Origin of the sequence: Nocardia jejuensis NBRC 103114, assembly GCF_001613145.1 — a bacterium.
Classification (GTDB): Bacteria; Actinomycetota; Actinomycetes; order Mycobacteriales; family Mycobacteriaceae; genus Nocardia; species Nocardia jejuensis.
Window position 1 is genome coordinate 105,397 of record NZ_BDBU01000032.1, and the last position, 16,672, is coordinate 122,068.

15 protein-coding genes are annotated in these 16,672 nt (G+C 67.9%); 8 read left to right on the top strand and 7 right to left on the bottom strand.

Annotated elements, in window-relative coordinates; all coding sequences use genetic code 11:
* Position 1: 1 nt before the first annotated feature.
* Positions 2-1,186: an acetyl-CoA C-acetyltransferase gene (locus NJ1_RS25360; protein ID WP_067698694.1), complete on the top strand. Its 1,185-nt coding sequence runs from the start codon at positions 2-4 to the stop codon at positions 1,184-1,186.
* 268 nt (positions 1,187-1,454) lie between these two features.
* Entirely contained in the window at positions 1,455-2,840 is a 1,386-nt protein-coding gene (locus tag NJ1_RS25365) for a uracil-xanthine permease family protein (RefSeq protein ID WP_067698696.1), read from the top strand.
* A gap of 149 nt (positions 2,841-2,989) precedes the next feature.
* Here the strand turns inward: NJ1_RS25365 and NJ1_RS25370 are convergent, their stop codons facing one another.
* Positions 2,990-3,859 (bottom strand): metallophosphoesterase family protein, encoded by an 870-nt coding sequence (locus tag NJ1_RS25370; protein WP_157574193.1) that lies wholly within the window; start codon positions 3,857-3,859, stop codon positions 2,990-2,992.
* 84 nt (positions 3,860-3,943) lie between these two features.
* Between NJ1_RS25370 and NJ1_RS25375 the strand changes: the two genes are divergently transcribed.
* Positions 3,944-4,777, top strand: coding sequence for an SDR family oxidoreductase (locus NJ1_RS25375; RefSeq protein WP_067698836.1), 834 nt, complete (start codon positions 3,944-3,946; stop codon positions 4,775-4,777).
* A gap of 188 nt (positions 4,778-4,965) precedes the next feature.
* Here the strand turns inward: NJ1_RS25375 and NJ1_RS25380 are convergent, their stop codons facing one another.
* Genes NJ1_RS25380 through NJ1_RS25395 form a run of 4 tightly spaced genes read right to left on the bottom strand, consistent with a single transcriptional unit; the run spans position 4,966 to position 8,482 of the window.
* Positions 4,966-6,048, bottom strand: coding sequence for an NAD(P)H-dependent flavin oxidoreductase (locus NJ1_RS25380; protein ID WP_067698700.1), 1,083 nt, complete (start codon positions 6,046-6,048; stop codon positions 4,966-4,968).
* Complete coding sequence (locus NJ1_RS25385; RefSeq protein ID WP_067698702.1) at positions 6,045-6,818, bottom strand: CoA-transferase subunit beta; 774 nt, start codon at positions 6,816-6,818, stop codon at positions 6,045-6,047. The genes NJ1_RS25380 and NJ1_RS25385 overlap by 4 nt, the downstream gene beginning before the upstream one ends.
* Complete coding sequence (locus NJ1_RS25390; RefSeq protein ID WP_067698704.1) at positions 6,818-7,696, bottom strand: CoA transferase subunit A; 879 nt, start codon at positions 7,694-7,696, stop codon at positions 6,818-6,820. Before NJ1_RS25390 ends, NJ1_RS25385 begins: the two co-directional genes overlap by 1 nt.
* Before the next feature lie 6 nt (positions 7,697-7,702).
* Complete coding sequence (locus NJ1_RS25395) at positions 7,703-8,482, bottom strand: enoyl-CoA hydratase family protein (RefSeq protein ID WP_067698706.1); 780 nt, start codon at positions 8,480-8,482, stop codon at positions 7,703-7,705.
* A gap of 75 nt (positions 8,483-8,557) precedes the next feature.
* On the opposite strand from NJ1_RS25395, the gene NJ1_RS25400 reads away from it, so the two are divergent.
* The 5 genes from NJ1_RS25400 to NJ1_RS25420 all read left to right on the top strand — a co-directional run bounded on the left by NJ1_RS25400 (position 8,558) and on the right by NJ1_RS25420 (position 13,939).
* The gene (locus NJ1_RS25400; RefSeq protein ID WP_067698838.1) at positions 8,558-9,349 is read left to right on the top strand and encodes an SDR family oxidoreductase; all 792 of its coding nucleotides are present in this window, start codon (positions 8,558-8,560) and stop codon (positions 9,347-9,349) included.
* Between the two features lie 72 nt (positions 9,350-9,421).
* The gene (locus tag NJ1_RS25405; protein WP_067698708.1) at positions 9,422-10,333 is read left to right on the top strand and encodes an SDR family oxidoreductase; all 912 of its coding nucleotides are present in this window, start codon (positions 9,422-9,424) and stop codon (positions 10,331-10,333) included.
* Between the two features lie 619 nt (positions 10,334-10,952).
* Positions 10,953-12,269, top strand: coding sequence for a TrbL/VirB6 family protein (locus NJ1_RS25410; protein WP_067698710.1), 1,317 nt, complete (start codon positions 10,953-10,955; stop codon positions 12,267-12,269).
* Positions 12,270-12,279: 10 nt separating this feature from the next.
* Positions 12,280-12,792, top strand: coding sequence for an ImmA/IrrE family metallo-endopeptidase (locus NJ1_RS25415; RefSeq protein ID WP_245717578.1), 513 nt, complete (start codon positions 12,280-12,282; stop codon positions 12,790-12,792).
* Between the two features lie 91 nt (positions 12,793-12,883).
* On the top strand, positions 12,884-13,939 hold the full coding sequence (locus tag NJ1_RS25420) for a hypothetical protein (protein ID WP_067698712.1): 1,056 nt from the start codon (positions 12,884-12,886) through the stop codon (positions 13,937-13,939).
* Between the two features lie 606 nt (positions 13,940-14,545).
* Here NJ1_RS25420 and NJ1_RS25425 read toward each other — a convergent pair.
* Both NJ1_RS25425 and NJ1_RS25430 read right to left on the bottom strand, forming a co-directional pair.
* The gene (locus NJ1_RS25425; RefSeq protein ID WP_011207048.1) at positions 14,546-14,962 is read right to left on the bottom strand and encodes a helix-turn-helix domain-containing protein; all 417 of its coding nucleotides are present in this window, start codon (positions 14,960-14,962) and stop codon (positions 14,546-14,548) included.
* A 360-nt stretch (positions 14,963-15,322) separates the two neighbouring features.
* Entirely contained in the window at positions 15,323-16,489 is a 1,167-nt protein-coding gene (locus NJ1_RS25430; protein ID WP_067698714.1) for a steroid 3-ketoacyl-CoA thiolase, read from the bottom strand.
* Positions 16,490-16,672: the final 183 nt, after the last annotated feature.

Genomic DNA, 16,672 nt, shown 5'->3' on the forward strand with positions numbered 1-16,672 from the left:
CATGTCAGCACCGTCCCGCCGTCAGTACTCGCCCGTGCGTGAGGCGTATGTCATCGACGCCGTGCGCACGCCGGTCGGCAAGCGCGGCGGTTCGCTCGCCGGCGTGCACCCGGCCGATCTGGGTGCGGCGGCGCTGAAGGGACTCATGGGCCGCAGCACGCTGGACCCGAGGTTCGTCGACGACGTGGTCTTCGGTTGCTGCGACACCATCGGCCCGCAGGCCGGAAACATCGCTCGCTCTTCGTGGTTGGCGGCCGGTTACCCGGAATCGGTGCCGGGCGTGACGGTGGACCGCCAGTGCGGATCCTCGCAGCAGGCGATCTCCTTCGGCGCGCAGGCCATCATGTCCGGCACCGCCGAGGTGATCGTCGCGGGCGGCATCCAGAACATGAGCGCCATCCCGATCTCCTCGGCCATGCTGGCTGGGCAGCAGTACGGCTTCGAGGGCCCGTTCGTGGGCGCGCACGGCTGGGACCACCGCTACGGCACCGGTGAAGTGTCGCAGTTCAATTCGGCGAACATGATCGCCGAGAAGTGGGACATCTCGCGCACCGATATGGAGGAGTGGGCGTTGCGCAGCAACGAGCGCGCCCGCAAGGCCATCGTCGACGGCAAGTTCGATCGCGAGATCGTCGCGGTCGGTGATTTCTGGATCGACGAGTGCCCGCGCGAGACCACCATGGAGAAGATGGCCGGGCTCAAGCCGCTGGCCGAGGGCAGCCGCATCACCGCCGCGGTCGCCAGCCAGATCTCCGACGGATCCGCGGCCACCCTGCTCGCCTCGGAGTGGGCGGTGCAGGAATACGGCCTCACCCCGCGCGCTCGTATCCACCACGTGAGCGCACGCGGCGCGGACCCGATCATGATGCTCACCGCGCCGATCCCGGCCACCAAGTGGGCGCTGGAGAAGACCGGCCTGAGCATCGACGACATGGATGTCATCGAGATCAACGAGGCCTTCGCCTCGGTGGTGCTGGCCTGGCTGAAGGACACCGGCGCGAATCCGGACAAGGTCAACGTCAACGGCGGCGCGATCGCGCTGGGCCACCCCCTGGGCGCCACCGGCGCGAAGCTCTTCGCCTCGCTGCTCAACGAGCTGGAGCGGGTGAACGGTCGCTACGGCATGCTCACCATCTGTGAGGGCGGCGGCACGGCCAACGTCACCATCATCGAGCGCCTCGGCTGAAACCCGCTGCGCCGGTAGGCATTCGGAGCCGCACACCGTGAACGGTGTGCGGCTCCTGCTTTTTCGGTCACCGCATCCGCCCGGATACCTTCCGGGCGGCCCGATCAGGGGGCGCGTCGTCCGCCCGAGGCCGCGACTCCGTCGGCCGTGCCCCACCGCCGTAGTCCCGTCCGCGACGAGAGCCCGGGCCGGGACTGCGGTGTCCGGGCGTTTGCCGGGATTACGATTGCCGGGATTGTCCCCATCCGAGGAGAAAGCGGGCGGCGAAATGGATCTGGGTGTCCGCTGGAAACTGCACGGTGGGGACGGGCGTACGCCCGCGCCGGGCGCGGTGGTCGCGCCGGACGAGCGGTTGACGTGGCCGCGCACGCTCGGGCTCGGCGCGCAGCACGTGGTCGCCATGTTCGGGGCCAGTTTCGTGGCGCCCGTGCTGATGGGGCTGGACCCCAATCTGGCGATCATGATGTCCGGCGTCGCGACGATCGTGTTCCTGCTCGCCACCCGCGGCCGGGTGCCGAGCTATCTCGGTTGTTCGCTGTCGTTCGTCGGTGTGGCGGCGGTGATCCGGGCACAGGGCGGCGATAGCGCGACGGTTACCGGGGCCTGTCTGGCCGTGGGCGCGGTGCTGTTCCTGATCGGCCTGGCCGTGCAGAAGTTCGGGGCGCGAATCATTCACGCCGCCATGCCGCCGGTGGTGACCGGTGCGGTGGTGATGCTGATCGGATTCAATCTGGCTCCGGTGACCGCCTCGACCTATTGGCCGCAGGACCAGTGGACGGCGCTGCTGGTCATGCTGTTCACCGGCCTCGGGGTGGTCGCGCTGCGTGGATTCTTCTCGCGCATAGCGATTTTCCTGGGCCTGGTGTTCGGCTACGGCCTCTCGTGGCTGCTCGATCGCGTGTTCGGCACGATCCATTCGGCGGACGGCACCGGCGCGGTGAGCGATCACTGGCGGCTGGATCTGTCCGGTGTGGCGCACGCGGAGTGGATCGGTCTGCCGCAATTACACGCGCCCTCGTTCGAATTCTCGGCGGTGCTGGTGGCGCTGCCGGTGGTGATCGCGCTGGTCGCGGAGAACGCCGGGCACGTGAAGGCGGTCGGTGAGATCACCGGCAGGTCGCTCGACGACAAGCTCGGCACCGCCATCGCCGCGGACGGTGCGGCCTCCATGCTCTCCACCGCGGTCGGCGGCCCGCCCAACACCACGTATTCGGAGAACATCGGCGTCATGGCCGCCACCCGGGTCTATTCGACCGCGGCCTATTGGGCCGCAGCGGGTTTCGCGCTGCTGTTCGGTCTGTGCCCGAAGTTCGGCGCGGTGGTCGCGGCCATTCCCGGCGGCGTCCTGGGCGGCATCACGGTCATTCTCTACGGCATGATCGGCCTGCTCGGCGCGCAGATCTGGACCAATGCCGGAGTGGATCTGCGCAATCCGCTGAATCTGGTGCCCGCCGCCGCCGGTCTGATCATCGGCATCGGCAATGTCAGCATGAAGTTCACCGACTCCTTCACTCTCAGCGGGATCGCGCTGGGCACGGTGGTCGTCATCACCGGCTATCACGCCCTGCGACTGCTCGCTCCCGCGCACTTCAAGGTCTCCGAACCCCTGTTGGACGAGGGCACCTCCTCGTACGACGAGCACGATCAGCGCTGAGAGTCGCGGGCGCTCGAGCCGAGATGCGCGACTCGATCGGATCGGCTTCGCTCTGCGCGCAGGGTGTTGCCCGTCAGGTTCGCGGTCGGTTCGTAGCGGGCGGGGCCGATCTGCGTCGGCCGGGGCGGTCGGCGGTGCCGGTGAGTCGCTCAGCCGGTTGCCGCGTCGCTGGCGGTATCGGCAAGTTGAACCTGAGAGTGGGGGAGCGGCAGCAGCATCCACGACTGGTCGACGATGTAGCTGGGATGGTGTGAGGCCTCCGGATCCGCCGCCAGTCCCTCGACGCGGGTCCACCGATCACCGCCGCACGCGATGATGTCGGTATAGCGGTAGTGCAGGTGCCCGTGCACGAGCAGGGTCGGCCGCAGCGCCCACACCAGCCGCTGGATGCGGTCCTGGTTCGGGAAGCACTCGGGCTTGTTCTTGCGGTTGAACTTCGGCTCGGTGGCACGCGGTTTGTCGTGTGTCAGAAGCACTTCCACCGGCGAGCTGTTCGCCTCGAGCAGGTCGGTCAGCTCGTTGTCGGTCATCTCCTCCTCCGGGAACCAGAGCATTCCCGAGGTGGCGGGCCGGCGTCTCGAACCGTAGCCGCGCCGCTTCTCGGCCTGCTCCTGCTTGCGCGCCTCCCGGGCGAGCCGCCAGCCCTTGTCGGTGGAGCGCGCACCGCCGAAGGCGGCGAAAGTGGTTCCGTCCCACGACCATCGGTGCCCGCGAGGCGCGTACCGCACGTGCTTGCGGCACATCAGGAAGCCCTCGTCGTCCGGCTTGCCGTCGTACATCTCGTGCAGCAGCGAGCTCTTGTCGTGATTGCCGTCCAGGAAGTAGACCGTCACCCCGGCCCGGCGGGCCGCCTTGTTCACCACGTCGAAGTACCGCCGTCCCGACGGCATGTGCTCCCAGGCTCCGAAATCGCCCACCACGAACATCCGTGCACAGTCGTGACGTGCGGCCATCTGCACCATGGCCAGGGCATGACTGCTGTTGCCATGTAGATCTCCGACAATCAAGACATTCCCCATCGCCACATGGTCGCAGTCCGATGGCCGGAAGGCACGCACAATACCGTCGTGCCGGATCCGAATGCCCTGATTAGGCTGCCGGTCATGAGATCTGTTCTGGTTACCGGCGCGGCACGCGGAATCGGCAGGGCGATATGCCTGCGCCTGGCCCGGCAGGGCTGGACCGTCTACGCCGGGGTTCGCAAGCTGTCCGATGCGGATGCCCTGGTGGCCGAGGCCCCCACCATCGTCCCGATCGTCCTCGACGTCACCGACGCCGAGCACATCGCCGCCCTCGACGAGGTTCTGCCCGCAGACCTCTACGCGGTCGTGAACAATGCCGGAATCGTCGCCGACGGTCCCGTCGAACTCCTGGATCTGGATGTGGTCCGCCAGGAGTTCGAGGTCAATGTCTTCGGTGCGCTGGCGGTCACCCAGGCGGTGCTGCCGCGCCTGCGCGCATCCACGGGCAGGGTCGTGTTCATCTCGTCGCTGTCGGGCCGCATCTCCACGCCGGGCACCGGTGCTTACAACTCCTCGAAGTACGCGCTCGAGGGGCTGGTGGACGCGCTGCGAGTAGAACTGCGCCCCTGGCGGATTCGTACCTCGCTGATCGAGCCGGGGCCGATCGCGACCGACATGTGGTCCGACGCCGTCGATATGGTCGATCGCACCACCGCGGGCCTGACCGATGCCCAGCGTGACCTCTACGGCGGCCATCTGGCCGGTATGCGCAAGGTGGCCACACAGGTCCAGCGCATCGCCGCCCCGGTCGAGTCGGTAGTCGCCGAGGTGGAGAAAGCGCTGACGTCCTCGCGTCCCAAGGCTCGCTACGTGGTCGGCATCGTCAACAAGGTGCAGGCGCTGAGCACCCAGTTCACCCCGACCCCGGTGCTGGACGCGATCTTCGCGCTGGCCACGGGTATCCGCCGCAAGTAGCCGCGCCGCGCGCACGAAGGCCGCCCCCGGGCGAGAGGTTCCGGGGGCGGCCAGTGCGCTTCCGCAGCGAGTGCGGAGACGCAACGGATCGGTGGGTGTCCGATCCGTTCGATGCGCGGCCGATCGTGTCGGGCCGCGCAGTTCGGGACGCCGCGGGCATCGAGCCCGCGGCGTGGAGGGAGGGCGTATCAGGCGGTGGCGGTATCGCTCACGCGGTAGGTGGCGAGACTGTCGATGCGCGCGACGGCGTCGGTGATGATGCGGTCGATCAGGTCCTGCACGGTGGGCAGGTCTTCGATGATGCCCGCGACCTGACCGGAGGCGAGCACACCCGCGTGGGTATTGCCCTCCACCAGACCGGCTTTGAGCAGCATCGGAGTGTTGGCGGCCATGATCACCTGGGACCAGGTCAGGTCCTTGTGCTTGCGCATGGCGAGGCCGTCCTTGACCAGGGTGGTCCACTTCATGCCGGTCATGCCCTTGAACTTCAGCGCATTGGACGCGGCCGCGGCGAATCCGCGTGCCCGGCCGGAGTTTTCGAGCTTCTGCACCAGTTCGGTGTTGAGCACCCGGTGCGGCATGCCGTCGACCTTGGTGGACACGACCGTGTCCTGCAGGCCGCGCGCCAGGTACTCCCGCTTCACCGCCTCCGGGACGCTGCTCTCCTGGGTGAGCAGGAAGCGGGTTCCCATCGCGACCCCGGCCGCGCCGTAGGACAGCGCGGCGGCCAGGCCACGGCCGTCGAAGAAGCCGCCACCGGCCACGACCGGGATGTCCACGGCGTCCAGCACCGACGGGAGCAGCAGGGTGGTCGCGACGGAACCGGTGTGGCCACCGCCCTCACCGCCCTGCACGATCACCGCGTCCGCACCCCAGGCCGCGACCTTCACCGCGTGCTTGGCCGCACCGATCGACGGAACCACCACCACGCCATTGTCTTTCAGGCGCGCGATGAGTTCCTTCTTGGGCGCGAGCGCGAAGGACGCGACCTTCACCCCTTCGCGAATGAGCAGTTCGATGCGCTCGGGAGCATCGAAGCCGTCGGCCCGGATGTTCACGCCGAACGGCTTGTCCGTCTGTGACTTGGTCTTGGCGATGGCCACTTCGAGTTCTTCGAAGGTCATCGTGGCCGAGGCCAGAATGCCGAGGCCGCCCGCGTTTGCGGTGGCCGCGACCAGGCCGGGACCGGCCACCCAGCCCATGCCGGTCTGCACGATCGGGTGCTCGATGCCGACCAGCTCGGTCAGCGAGGTCTTCAGCCGAGCGCTCATGAGGTGACTTCCTTCTCACGGAAACCCTTGGGATCCAGCACGGTACGAATGATCCGCAGCTCTTCCTCGGTCGGCTGCCGGGTCTCGCCCGCCTCCGCGAGACCGGCGATCTCGAAGGAGGTGTTCTCGGCGACCTCGTCGGCGCTCACGCCCGGATGCAGCGACAGCGCGCGCAGGGTGTGCTCGGGTCCGCCGAAGTCGAAGACGCCCAGGTTCGACACCACGCGGTGCAGGTGGTGGAACCGGAACGCCGGATTCTCGGGATCGATCTTGTCGTAACCGATTCCGGAGACGATGTCGACCTGATCCACGAACACCCGCTTGTTGTGCTTGGGCACGAAGTAGCTGGTGGCGTGGTTGATGGTGTTGCCCGGTGCGCCGCGCACGCCGAACATCTGGCGCGAAGGCTGTTGCAGCGCACCGAAAGCCGACAGGTTCTGATTGCCGAACCGGTCGATCTGGTTGGCGCCCATGACCACGTGGCGACGCCCCGAGGCGACCACGTCGAACACCCGCGAGAACGGAATCCAGCCCTCGATGGGAGCCTTGCCGCCGATCGGCGGCACCTCGGCGAACAGCAGCGCCTCGCCGTCGGACAGCAGCAGATCCGGCTCGAAGGTCAATCGCGCCAGTCGCGCGCCGATGGTGGTGACGGTCGACATCGGGCTGGCCATGATCTCGCCCGCGCCACGGAAGATTTCGGCCGCGGCGACGACGCAGGTCTCGGCCCGCGTCACGGTGGTGGTGTCGTTCGTACCTTCAGCACTCATTACTTCTGCTCCTCGGCGAAAGCGCGGACGGCGGCCTGGTAGTCGTCCTCGGACACGTCCAGGTAGGTCGCCTTGAACTCGGCCCACGCCTCGGGCGTCTTGGCCGCCTCGACGTAGTGGCGCTGGAACTTCTCGTCGCGGCCGTAACCACCGGCGAAGGTGAAGTGCGCGCCGCCCGGGGCCTCGACCACGCCGTCGACCATCATGCGATTGAGGATGATCGCCTGCTGCGGAACGGCTTTCACCAGCTCGTCGGTGTCGACCAGGCGATCGACCGAGAGGTAGCGGCGCTCGGCGGCCAGCGAGTACAGATCGTCGAAGTAGGGATCGACGCCGGTGTACGCGGCATTGCCGTGCTTGTCGCCCAGATCCAGGTGCACGAAGGAGGCGTCCAGGTTCAGCGCGGGCATGGCGATCAGGGTTTCGGTGCGACCATCGGCGTCCGGGTACGGGGACGGCACGGTCTTCAGCTCGCCCTCCCAGAAATCGACCACGGCCGAACCCAATCCGGCCCGGATCGGCAGGAACGGCAGGCGGGCGGCGGCGGCCTGCAGGCCGCACTTCACCATGCCCTCGTCCATCTCGCGCACGGTGATCTCACCGTTGGTGCGGGCCTTGGAGAACCACGGGTCGTAGAACGGCGCGGAATCCAGGGATACGAAGCCGTAGTACGCCTTTCGCACCTTGCCGGCCGAGCAGAGCAGCCCGAGGTCCGGTCCGCCGTAGGAGACGACCGTCAGATCCTCGAGGTCGGAACGGAGAATGGCGCGCACGAAGGCGAGCGGCTTGCGCCGCGAACCCCAGCCGCCGATGCCGATGGTCATACCGCTGCGGAGCTCACCGACGACCTCGTCGAGGCTCATTCGCTTGTCGCGCATGAGTTCTTACGCCCCCTTCTGCTGTGCTGATTTTTTCTGCGCGGCCAGGTCGTCATCGAACCGGGCGCGAATCTCGTCGGCCACACCGGCGAGGTTGAGCTCCATGGTGAAGCCCTGCTCGAACCGGTAGGACTTGTGCACGTCCTGCACGTCGATGCCGTTGAGCGCCTTCTTGGCGGCGCGGATGACGCGGCCGTCCTTGTTGGCGATGTTCTTGGCGACTTCCATTGCGGCGGCGTCGAGTTCGGCCCGCGGCACCACCTTGAACACCGACCCGTAGTGGTGCAGCTGCTGCGCGGTGAGCGTGCCCGCGGTGTAGAACATGGTCCGCATCAGGTGCTGGGGGACCAGGCGTGAGAGATGGGTGGCCGCACCGAGCGCGCCGCGGTCGACCTCGGGGAGGCCGAAGGTCGCGTCGTCGGAGGCGATGATGACGTCGGAATTGCCGACCAGGCCGATGCCGCCGCCGAGGCAGAAGCCGTTCACGGCGGTCACCACGGGGACCTCGCAGTCGTAGACCGCGGCGAACGCGGCGAAGCAGCCGTGGTTCGCGCGGATCAGCGCCGTGTGCCCGACGTCCGCGTTCATCTCCTTGATGTCCACGCCCGCGTTGAAGCCGCGGCCCTCCGCGCGCAGCACGACCACGCGGGTGCCGGGATCGCGACCGGCTTCGCGTACCGCGTCGGCGAGGGCGAACCAGCCGTCGGACGGCAGCGCGTTGACCGGTGGGTAGTCGACAGTGACGACTTCGACGCCGTCGGTTTCGGTGTGACGGATGATCCCCATCGCGCCTCCTTCGAGTGGTAGAGCTGCCCATCGTTGGCAAAACAAGCAAGTGCTTGGTAGGTTAGCACGGTGTCAATCGAAGTGAACCTCGCCGGCTCGGTCGTCTTGGTCACCGGCGGCGTACGCGGAGTCGGAGCCGGCATCAGCCGTGTCTTCCTCGACGCCGGCGCGACCGTCGTGGCCTGTGCCCGCCGTCCCGCGGATGTGCCCGTCCAGAGCGGTGGACGCGGCATCGACTTCCTGCCGTGCGACGTGCGCGACCCGGATTCGGTGCGTGAGCTCGTCGAGGGGATCGTGGCCCGGTACGGGCGGCTCGACACCGTGGTCAACAATGCGGGCGGTGCGCCGTTCGCCCTGGCCGCGGACGCCAGCCCGAACTTCCACTCGAAGATCATCCAGCTGAATCTGCTTGCTCCGCTGCTTGTCTCACAGGTCGCCAACGACGTCATGCAGAAGCAGGACGGCGGCGGCTCCATCGTGATGATCTCCAGCGTGAGCGGGCACCGCCCCTCGCCCGGCACCGCCGCCTACGGCGCCGCGAAAGCCGGTGTGGACAGTCTGGTGTCATCGCTCGCGGTCGAGTGGGCGCCCAAGGTCCGGATGAACTCGGTCATCTGCGGCCTGGTCAATACCGAGTCCTCGCACCTGCACTACGGCGACGAGGACGGCATCGCCGCGGTGAGCGGCACGGTCCCTATGCAGCGCATGGCAAGTCCGGAGGACATCGGCCGCACCGCCGCCTTCCTGGCGTCCCCGCTGGCCGAATACATCACCGGCAGCGCCCTGCTCGTGCACGGCGGCGGCGAGAAGCCCGCCTTCCTGACCGCCTCCACGGCCGATGTCCCCGCGGTCTCCGGTCACCAGTAATCGCTCCCTTCTCACTCCTGTTCCTTTCGTTCTCCCTTCATCAGCGCTCCCTTCATCAGCGAGGTATCCGATATGACCGAGAAAATCTGCGACGGCCGCGTCGTCATCGTCACCGGTGCGGGCCAGGGCATCGGCCGTGCGCACGCGCTGGCGTTCGCCGCCGCCGGGGCGAAGGTCGTGGTGAACGACCTGGGCGCCGAGCTCGACGGGACCCCCAAGCCCGATTCCGGCGCCGCGAAGGTGGTCGAGGAGATCCGCGCCGCGGGCGGTGAGGCCGTGGTGAACGGCGACGACGTCTCCGATTGGGAGGGCGCCGGCCGCCTGGTCGCCACCGCCATCGAGACCTTCGGCGGTCTCGACGTGCTGGTCAACAATGCCGGTATCGTGCGCGACCGGATGCTGGTCAACCTCGGCGAGGACGAGTGGGACGCGGTGATCAAGGTCCACCTCAAGGGCCACTTCGCCCCGATGCGCCATGCCGCGCAGTACTGGCGCAACGAGTCCAAGGCGGGGCGTCGGCCCGACGCCCGCGTCATCAACACCAGCTCCGGCGCGGGCCTGCTCGGCAGCGTCGGCCAGGGCAACTATGCCGCGGCCAAGGCGGGCATCGCGGGTCTGACCATCACGGCCGCAGCCGAATTCGCGCGCTACGGCATCACCGTGAACGCGATCGCCCCGGCGGCGCGCACTCGGATGACCGAGACTGTCTTCGCCGAGACCATGGCCGCGCCGGAGGACGGCGGGTTCGATGCGATGGCCCCGGAGAACGTCTCTCCGCTGGTGGTCTGGCTCGGCAGCGCCGAATCCGCCGCGGTCACCGGCCGCATGTTCGAGGTCGAGGCGGGCAAGGTGACCATCGTGGACGGCCATCGCCACGGCGTCTCGGTCGATCGCGGCGCCCGCTGGAACCCTGCAGAGCTCGGCCCGGCCGTGCGCGATCTGCTGTCGAAGGCCACCGCCCCGGAGCCCGTCTACGGAGCCTGAGGCCCCGGGAGCATCCCGGCGTCACGAAAACGCCTGTCGCGTAGCCGCATACCGGACTCGGTATGCGGCTTTCGTCGTCTCGGGGCGAATTGTGCTGGTGCACAACGATCGAGCGGCGATGCCGTTCATATGCATGAGCGGGCAGGTTGCGGGAGGGAATAGAAAACTGGTCGGTCGTGTGAGGTATCCCACTCGGCCGGATTTCGAGTGCCTCGACGGCGATGGCCTGGGATGTTGCTGCCTGGTTGGTGCGGAATGCCGTTTTCGTCGGTGAACACTGGGATGCGACGGGGTTACGGATCAGGTCGGCGCGGGTGCGCGCGATGTGTGAGGCAGGTCAATTGCGCTGGGCCGCTGCCTGATTTCGGGTGCGAGGGGGATGGTGCAGGCGTACGGTTTGCGGATGCCCCCAGGGGGATCCGGAGTTGCGCGGGTGGACGTGGTGACCGGTACGATGACCGCGTTCCGCAACGGCTCGGCAATCGGGGTTGCCCGAGTCGCTTGATACCGCTCCCGCCTGACCGGCGTGCGCGGGGTCCCGCACACAGGGGTGCGGGAAGGAAGCCGAACGGCGCGGTACTGATGAGGGGATGGCTGTCGCATGATCTTCGGTCGTGCAATGCGCTTGGTGGCAGTGATCGCCGCTGTCACCGGGTCGGCGCTGCTCGGGCCCGTTCCGGCCGGAGCGCAGCCGGGCATCGACCTCGATCCGGTCCCTTCGGGCCAGGATCCGGTCCCGCCCGCGACGCCACACGCGGTTACCGCGCCCGTGAATCCGGTCGCCGGTCCGGCCGGTCTGCTCGCCGCCATCCTCGGCGTCGGAACCGGCTCCGCCGCAGTGGGTTCGGCGGGAGTGGGCTCCGCGGGAGTGGGTTCGGCAGGCGTGGGTTCGGCAGGGGTCGGCTCGGCGGGACTCGGCACGATCCTGGGCGGCACCGGTTCCACCGCACTGGGTGTGGGCTCCGCCGCGACCGGATCCGCCGGCGCGGGCGTCGGCTCGGCTGCCGTGGGTACCGGCTCGGCCGGTGCGGCGGCGCTCGGAACGGGCTCTGCGGCAGTGGGTTCCGCCGCCCTGGGGACGGGCTCCGCGCTCGGCCTCGGCTCGGCGGCCGTCGGCTCCGCGGGAATCGGCACCGGCGCGACGCTGCTCGGCATCATTCTCGGCACCGGCTCGGCGGGAATCGGCTCGGCCGCGGTGGGTTCGGCGGCGCTCGGCTCCGCCGGACTCGGCGCGCTGTGCACAGGTTCGGCGGCCGTGGGTTCGGCCGGAATCGGTTCCGCCGCATTGGGTTCCGGGGTGGGCGGCTCGGCCGGAGTGGGTTCCGCCGCTTCGGGTTCGGGCGTCGGTTCGGCGGGTACCGGGTCGGGAGTCGGCTCCGCCGCCACCGGATCCGGCGTCGGTTCGGCCGGAGTCGGTTCCGCGGGCGTGGGTTCCGCGGCGGCGGGTTCGGCCGGAGTGGGTTCCGCCGCAGCCGGTTCCGCGGCCGCCGGTTCGGCCGCGGTGGGTTCGGCGGGTGTCGGCTCCGCGGCGATCTGCGCCTCACCACTACTGCTGCTGCTCATTCCGCCGCCGGTGCCGGAGGCGCCCGCTACACCGCTGGAAATCCCGCAGTCCCCGGCGATTCCGCCGATCCCCGCGGTGATCGCCCCGGTCGTTGTGCCCGCACCGCCCGCGCCGGAACCTGAGCCCGCCGACGCACCGCCGCCGCCGCCCGCTCCGGCTCCGGCTCCGGTTCTCGCGCAACCGGATCCGGATGTCAGGCCGACCTCGAACAACACCCCGCTCCCGCCGGTACAGCTGCTGTCGGTGATCGGCGGCCTGATCGCGCTCACGCTGGCGGGCGCGGGCTCGGGCGCGGTGAGCATGCAGAGCGCGTCGGCGGCACAGGCGCGGGTCGATGCCGCGCGGGCGGCGTTCTTCGGACCGAGGGTGTGAGGGGACCACTGTGACCGAGAGCAAGGCTCATAGCATCGGGTCCTACCGCCGCGTGGCCGCGGCCGTGGACGCGGTCTGCGCGGTGGCCGCCGATTTCGATGCCACCACCCTGGACGAGGTGGTGCTGGCGATTTCGGCCGAGCGGCGCAGGCCGATCGAGATCGCGGCCGCGAGACTGGGGCCGGGCGTCTGCGGCCAGCGTCGCAGTTATCCGGACAAGGACGTGATCGTGCTCGCCGAGGCGCTACCCAGCCGCGAGCACACGCTCGCACACGAGTTGGGGCACATCGTGTTCGATCATCCGGGGGAGGCGGCGGCCGAGGTCGTGCTGGAGGCCAGCGACGATCTCATCGCCTACATGCTGAGCCAGCGCGCGCACCAGAATATCGTCGATCTGGGCGAGGACGAGCAGGCCGAGTGGGAGGCGGAGACCTTCGCCAGCATGCTCATGACCCGACTGCGCGTGTTCAACAGCCGGGGCGCAGGCGTCTCGGTCCTGCGATTCGATGAGGCACTCGGATGAGCGGCTTGCGTCACCACGGAGGGTTCCCCGGTCATCCGCCGACGGGTGCGGCAGCCGGGACAGGGTTCGGGCATTCGCGAGAGGACACCGCATGACCTTCTGGTTGACGGCCATGCTGGTCTGGATGGCGGCGGGCGCCCGAGTGGGCCGGGTGCTGGTGAAACCGGCGACCACCGCGCGCGTGGCGATCGTGGTCGCGGTCGCGGCGGTGGCGCTGTCCGCGACCGTCGCGATTCCGGAAGTCGGTGTGGCAGTGGATCATCTGCTGCCCAACGGGGTGCGCGGCTTCTGGCTCTCGGACCGCCTGACCACCGCCTCCTGGATTCTCTTCGCGACGGCCACCTCGGTGGTGGCGGCCGCCGCGTGGCCGGTGGTCTCGCGCCGGAACCTGCGCCAGATCGCCTGGATGATCTACGCGGGCGGCGCGGTCGCCATGCTGCTGACCCTGCTCTGGTCGCTCACCTTCGGCTGGACGATCGTGCTGCTGGAGTGCCTGTTCGTCGCGATCACCGGTCTGCGCACCCTGGACTGGACCACGCTGGGGCGCGGCATCACCCTGTACACCTCGGGCACGCTGATCGTCGGAGTGCTTGCCGCGCTGGCGGTCCGGCGCGAGGTGACCCACGTCCCGATGGCCGCGCCGGATGCGGGGGACTGGTTCTGGCCGGTCTGGCAGGTGGCGAGTCTGCTCATCGCGATCGGCGCGATCTGGATCGTCATCGAGCTGTGGGGACGGGCGCGCCTGCTGCTCAAGCAGATTCGCCCGCTGCACCGGGTGCTGATCGGACGTTTCCCCGAGGTGGTGGCGAAGGAGCAGACCGGTTCCGGCACTCAGCTCAAGGCGTCGGACCAGGTCGCGCAGATCATGGACGCGCTGTACCTGCAGTCGGGTGGCGGTGCGGACCTGTCCGCCTTCGGCATCGAGCTGACCGATGCCACCAAGCCGCCGGATTCGGTGGGCGAGCGGGCCGGGCGGGTGGCCGAGTGGGCTCGAAACCCCTTCGGAGACGTGGTGATCGACCCGCGCTGGATCGCTCCGCCGCCCAACGTCGGCCCACGACGCTGGGTGCAGGCGATCGCTCGCGCCTACGATGCGAGCGCCACGGCGGGCACGCCGGCCACGGTCCCGGGCTCGGCATCGCGCTAGTCCCGGGCTCGGCGGCGCAGCGGGCGGCTCGTTCCCCGGATCGGTCGGCGAGTTACCGGTAAGCACCGACCGGTCCGTACCAATCGATCGCTCACGATTCGCAGATCACGGTTCGGCCCAACTTCGTAGCCCGCGGCCGAAGTCAGTCGGTGCCCTCGATGCCCGCTCGAGTGGCGCCGGAATGCTCTTGTTCGACCGCCCTTATCGAAATTGATCTTCAATTGGCGCATTTGTGATCTTGTCGCAAATGCGCAAAGTCCCGTGCTTACACAGCACGGGACTTTGATCGTCGCACCTAGTGCATTGGGGGCGAAACACTCACAGCGCACAAAACGACATAGTGCACAAAACAGTCGATTCCACGGCCCGGGCAGACCCGGACAGTGTTATGCCAGCATTGTGCATAACGCACCAGCGCAGGGATCTACGCCACATGACCCCAGTGCCCTGAGGTCGGTGCAACACTCTTCACTCGAGCAGCATGGTCGCCGGCGGCCTGCAACCGCCGTCGACCGCTGCCCCTGTTCAGGCCTGGATCGGTCCCTGTCGCAAACCAACACCGTGCCGCCTCCGAGACAGCCGCACCGTGTTGCTCTGTGGCAGGAGCTATTCCGTGCCGTCCGGAGGAATTTCGGGCAGCCCTTCGCTGGCCCGCAACTTCTCCGCCATGGACGTGAGGAGGTTCTGTGATTCTTCGGAGAGGTCGAATGCCCTACTCGACAAGCGACGGAGTCCATAGCCCTGCAGCTGGGACAACAGCTCGAGATCATGATCGATCTTCGCTGCGTAGATGTCGTTGAAGAAGTAGTCCGGTTTGACCTTGAAGAACTTCGCCAGTGCGGCCACCGTCTCGTCGGACGGGTTGGTGCGCTGTCCCGACCGCAACTGCGAGAGATACGGTTTCGAGATCGGATGTCCGGATGCCGTCAAGGCAGCCGCCACCTCTGCATTCGTGTGCGGCTTACGCCCCGGGGGATGCACGGTTTCGAACAGCTTGTTCAGCCGCGCCGCGAAATCAGCCATTGTGAGCCGCCCAATTCCCTTCGCTGTACTAACAGTCGTTATCTCGGATACGTATCATTGATATTAGCGGCTCAGTAACTGAAAACCTACGCCTGATTCGTGATTTCCTTGAAGCTTCTAGGCGGGCATCCGAGGAACCGTCCGTGGCTTGGGCGTTTGCGGGCTCACCCCACCGTTCTTGCGGAGGCCTTAAGAGCACCGGTTCTGGCCCGTCGCAAGGGTCTTCGTGGACGAGCCCCCAGTTGCCCTAAGATAGCTGACGTCTCATCTTCTTGTCTGTACCGCAGATTGTGTGGCGTACGCCACGTTTCGTGACAAGTCGGATGAACGTTCAACCTTGGCCGAAATTGATTGGTACGACTAGATCCTCTCGATGATGGTGCCCGTCGCGAGCGCTCCACCGCAGCACATGAGGATCATCGCGGTGCTCTTGCCGGAGCGCTCCAGCTCGTGCAAAGCCGTTGTGATGAGCCGAGATCCGGTGCTGCCGACCGGATGGCCGAGCGCGATCGCACCGCCGTTCACGTTCACGCGATCGAAGTCCGGCTTGTGGACCGAGGCCCACGAGAGCACGACCGACGCGAAGGCCTCGTTGATTTCGAACAGGTCGATATCGCCGATGCTCATGCCGGTGCGCTCGAGCAGTCGTTCGCACGCCTGCACCGGTCCGTCGAGATGGAATTCCGGCTCGCTGCCGACCAGGCACTGCGCGATGATGCGGGCGCGCGGACGCAAACCCTCACGCTGCGCGGCCTTTTCGTCCATGAGCAGCACCGCGGCCGCGCCGTCGGAGATCTGCGAGGAGGTGCCCGCGGTGTGAATTCCGCCCTCCAGCACCGGCTTCAGCTTCGCGAGGCCCTCGCGGGTGGTCGCGCGCAGACCCTGATCGCGGCTCACGTCCAGGAACTCTCCGGTGAGGTTGCCCTCCTTGTCGACCTGCGGCGCGTTCGCGATGGTCAGGACCTCGCGGTCGAAGCGGCCCTCGGACCACGCCTGTGCGGCCAGTCGCTGCGAGCGCTCGCCGAGTTCCTCCACGTCGTCGCGAGTGATGCCGCGCCGCTTGGCAATTCGCTCGGCGGCCTCGAACTGGTTCGGCATATCGATGTTCCACGACGCGGGGCGACGCGGGCCGGCGTGCGTTCCGACGTTGGCGCCCAACGGAACATGGCTCATCGACTCGATGCCGCACGCCAGGCCGACCTCGATCGCGCCGGTGGAGATCAGGCCCGCGACCAGGCCCGCGGCCTGCTGCGCGGAACCGCACTGGTTGTCGATGGTGACCGCGCCGGTCTGCCACGGAAGTCCGGCGTGCAGCCAGGCGGTGCGCGTGACATTGTTGCTCTGTTCGCCGACCTGCATCACACAGCCGCCGACGACCTGCTCGACCAGAGCCGGGTCCAGGTTCGCCCGATCGAGAATGCCCTTCTGTGCCGCGCCGAGGATCTCGGCCGCATGCAGGCCGCCGAGCCAACCATTGCGCTTGCCGTTGGGCGTGCGTGCGGCCTCGACGATGACGGGTGTACCCATGGTGGTCCTTTCATGATCAGAACTGCAACAAGTTCTCTACTAGCAAGTTAAGCCAAAATCGGTTCCTTCCCTAGTCTTACCCCCTGTGATTGAATACATCTAGAACGTGTTTCAGTTGGTCAAAGGAGACTGCTGGTGGTTGACCCCCAAGCCCGGCCCGATGTATCCGACGGATTCGATGTC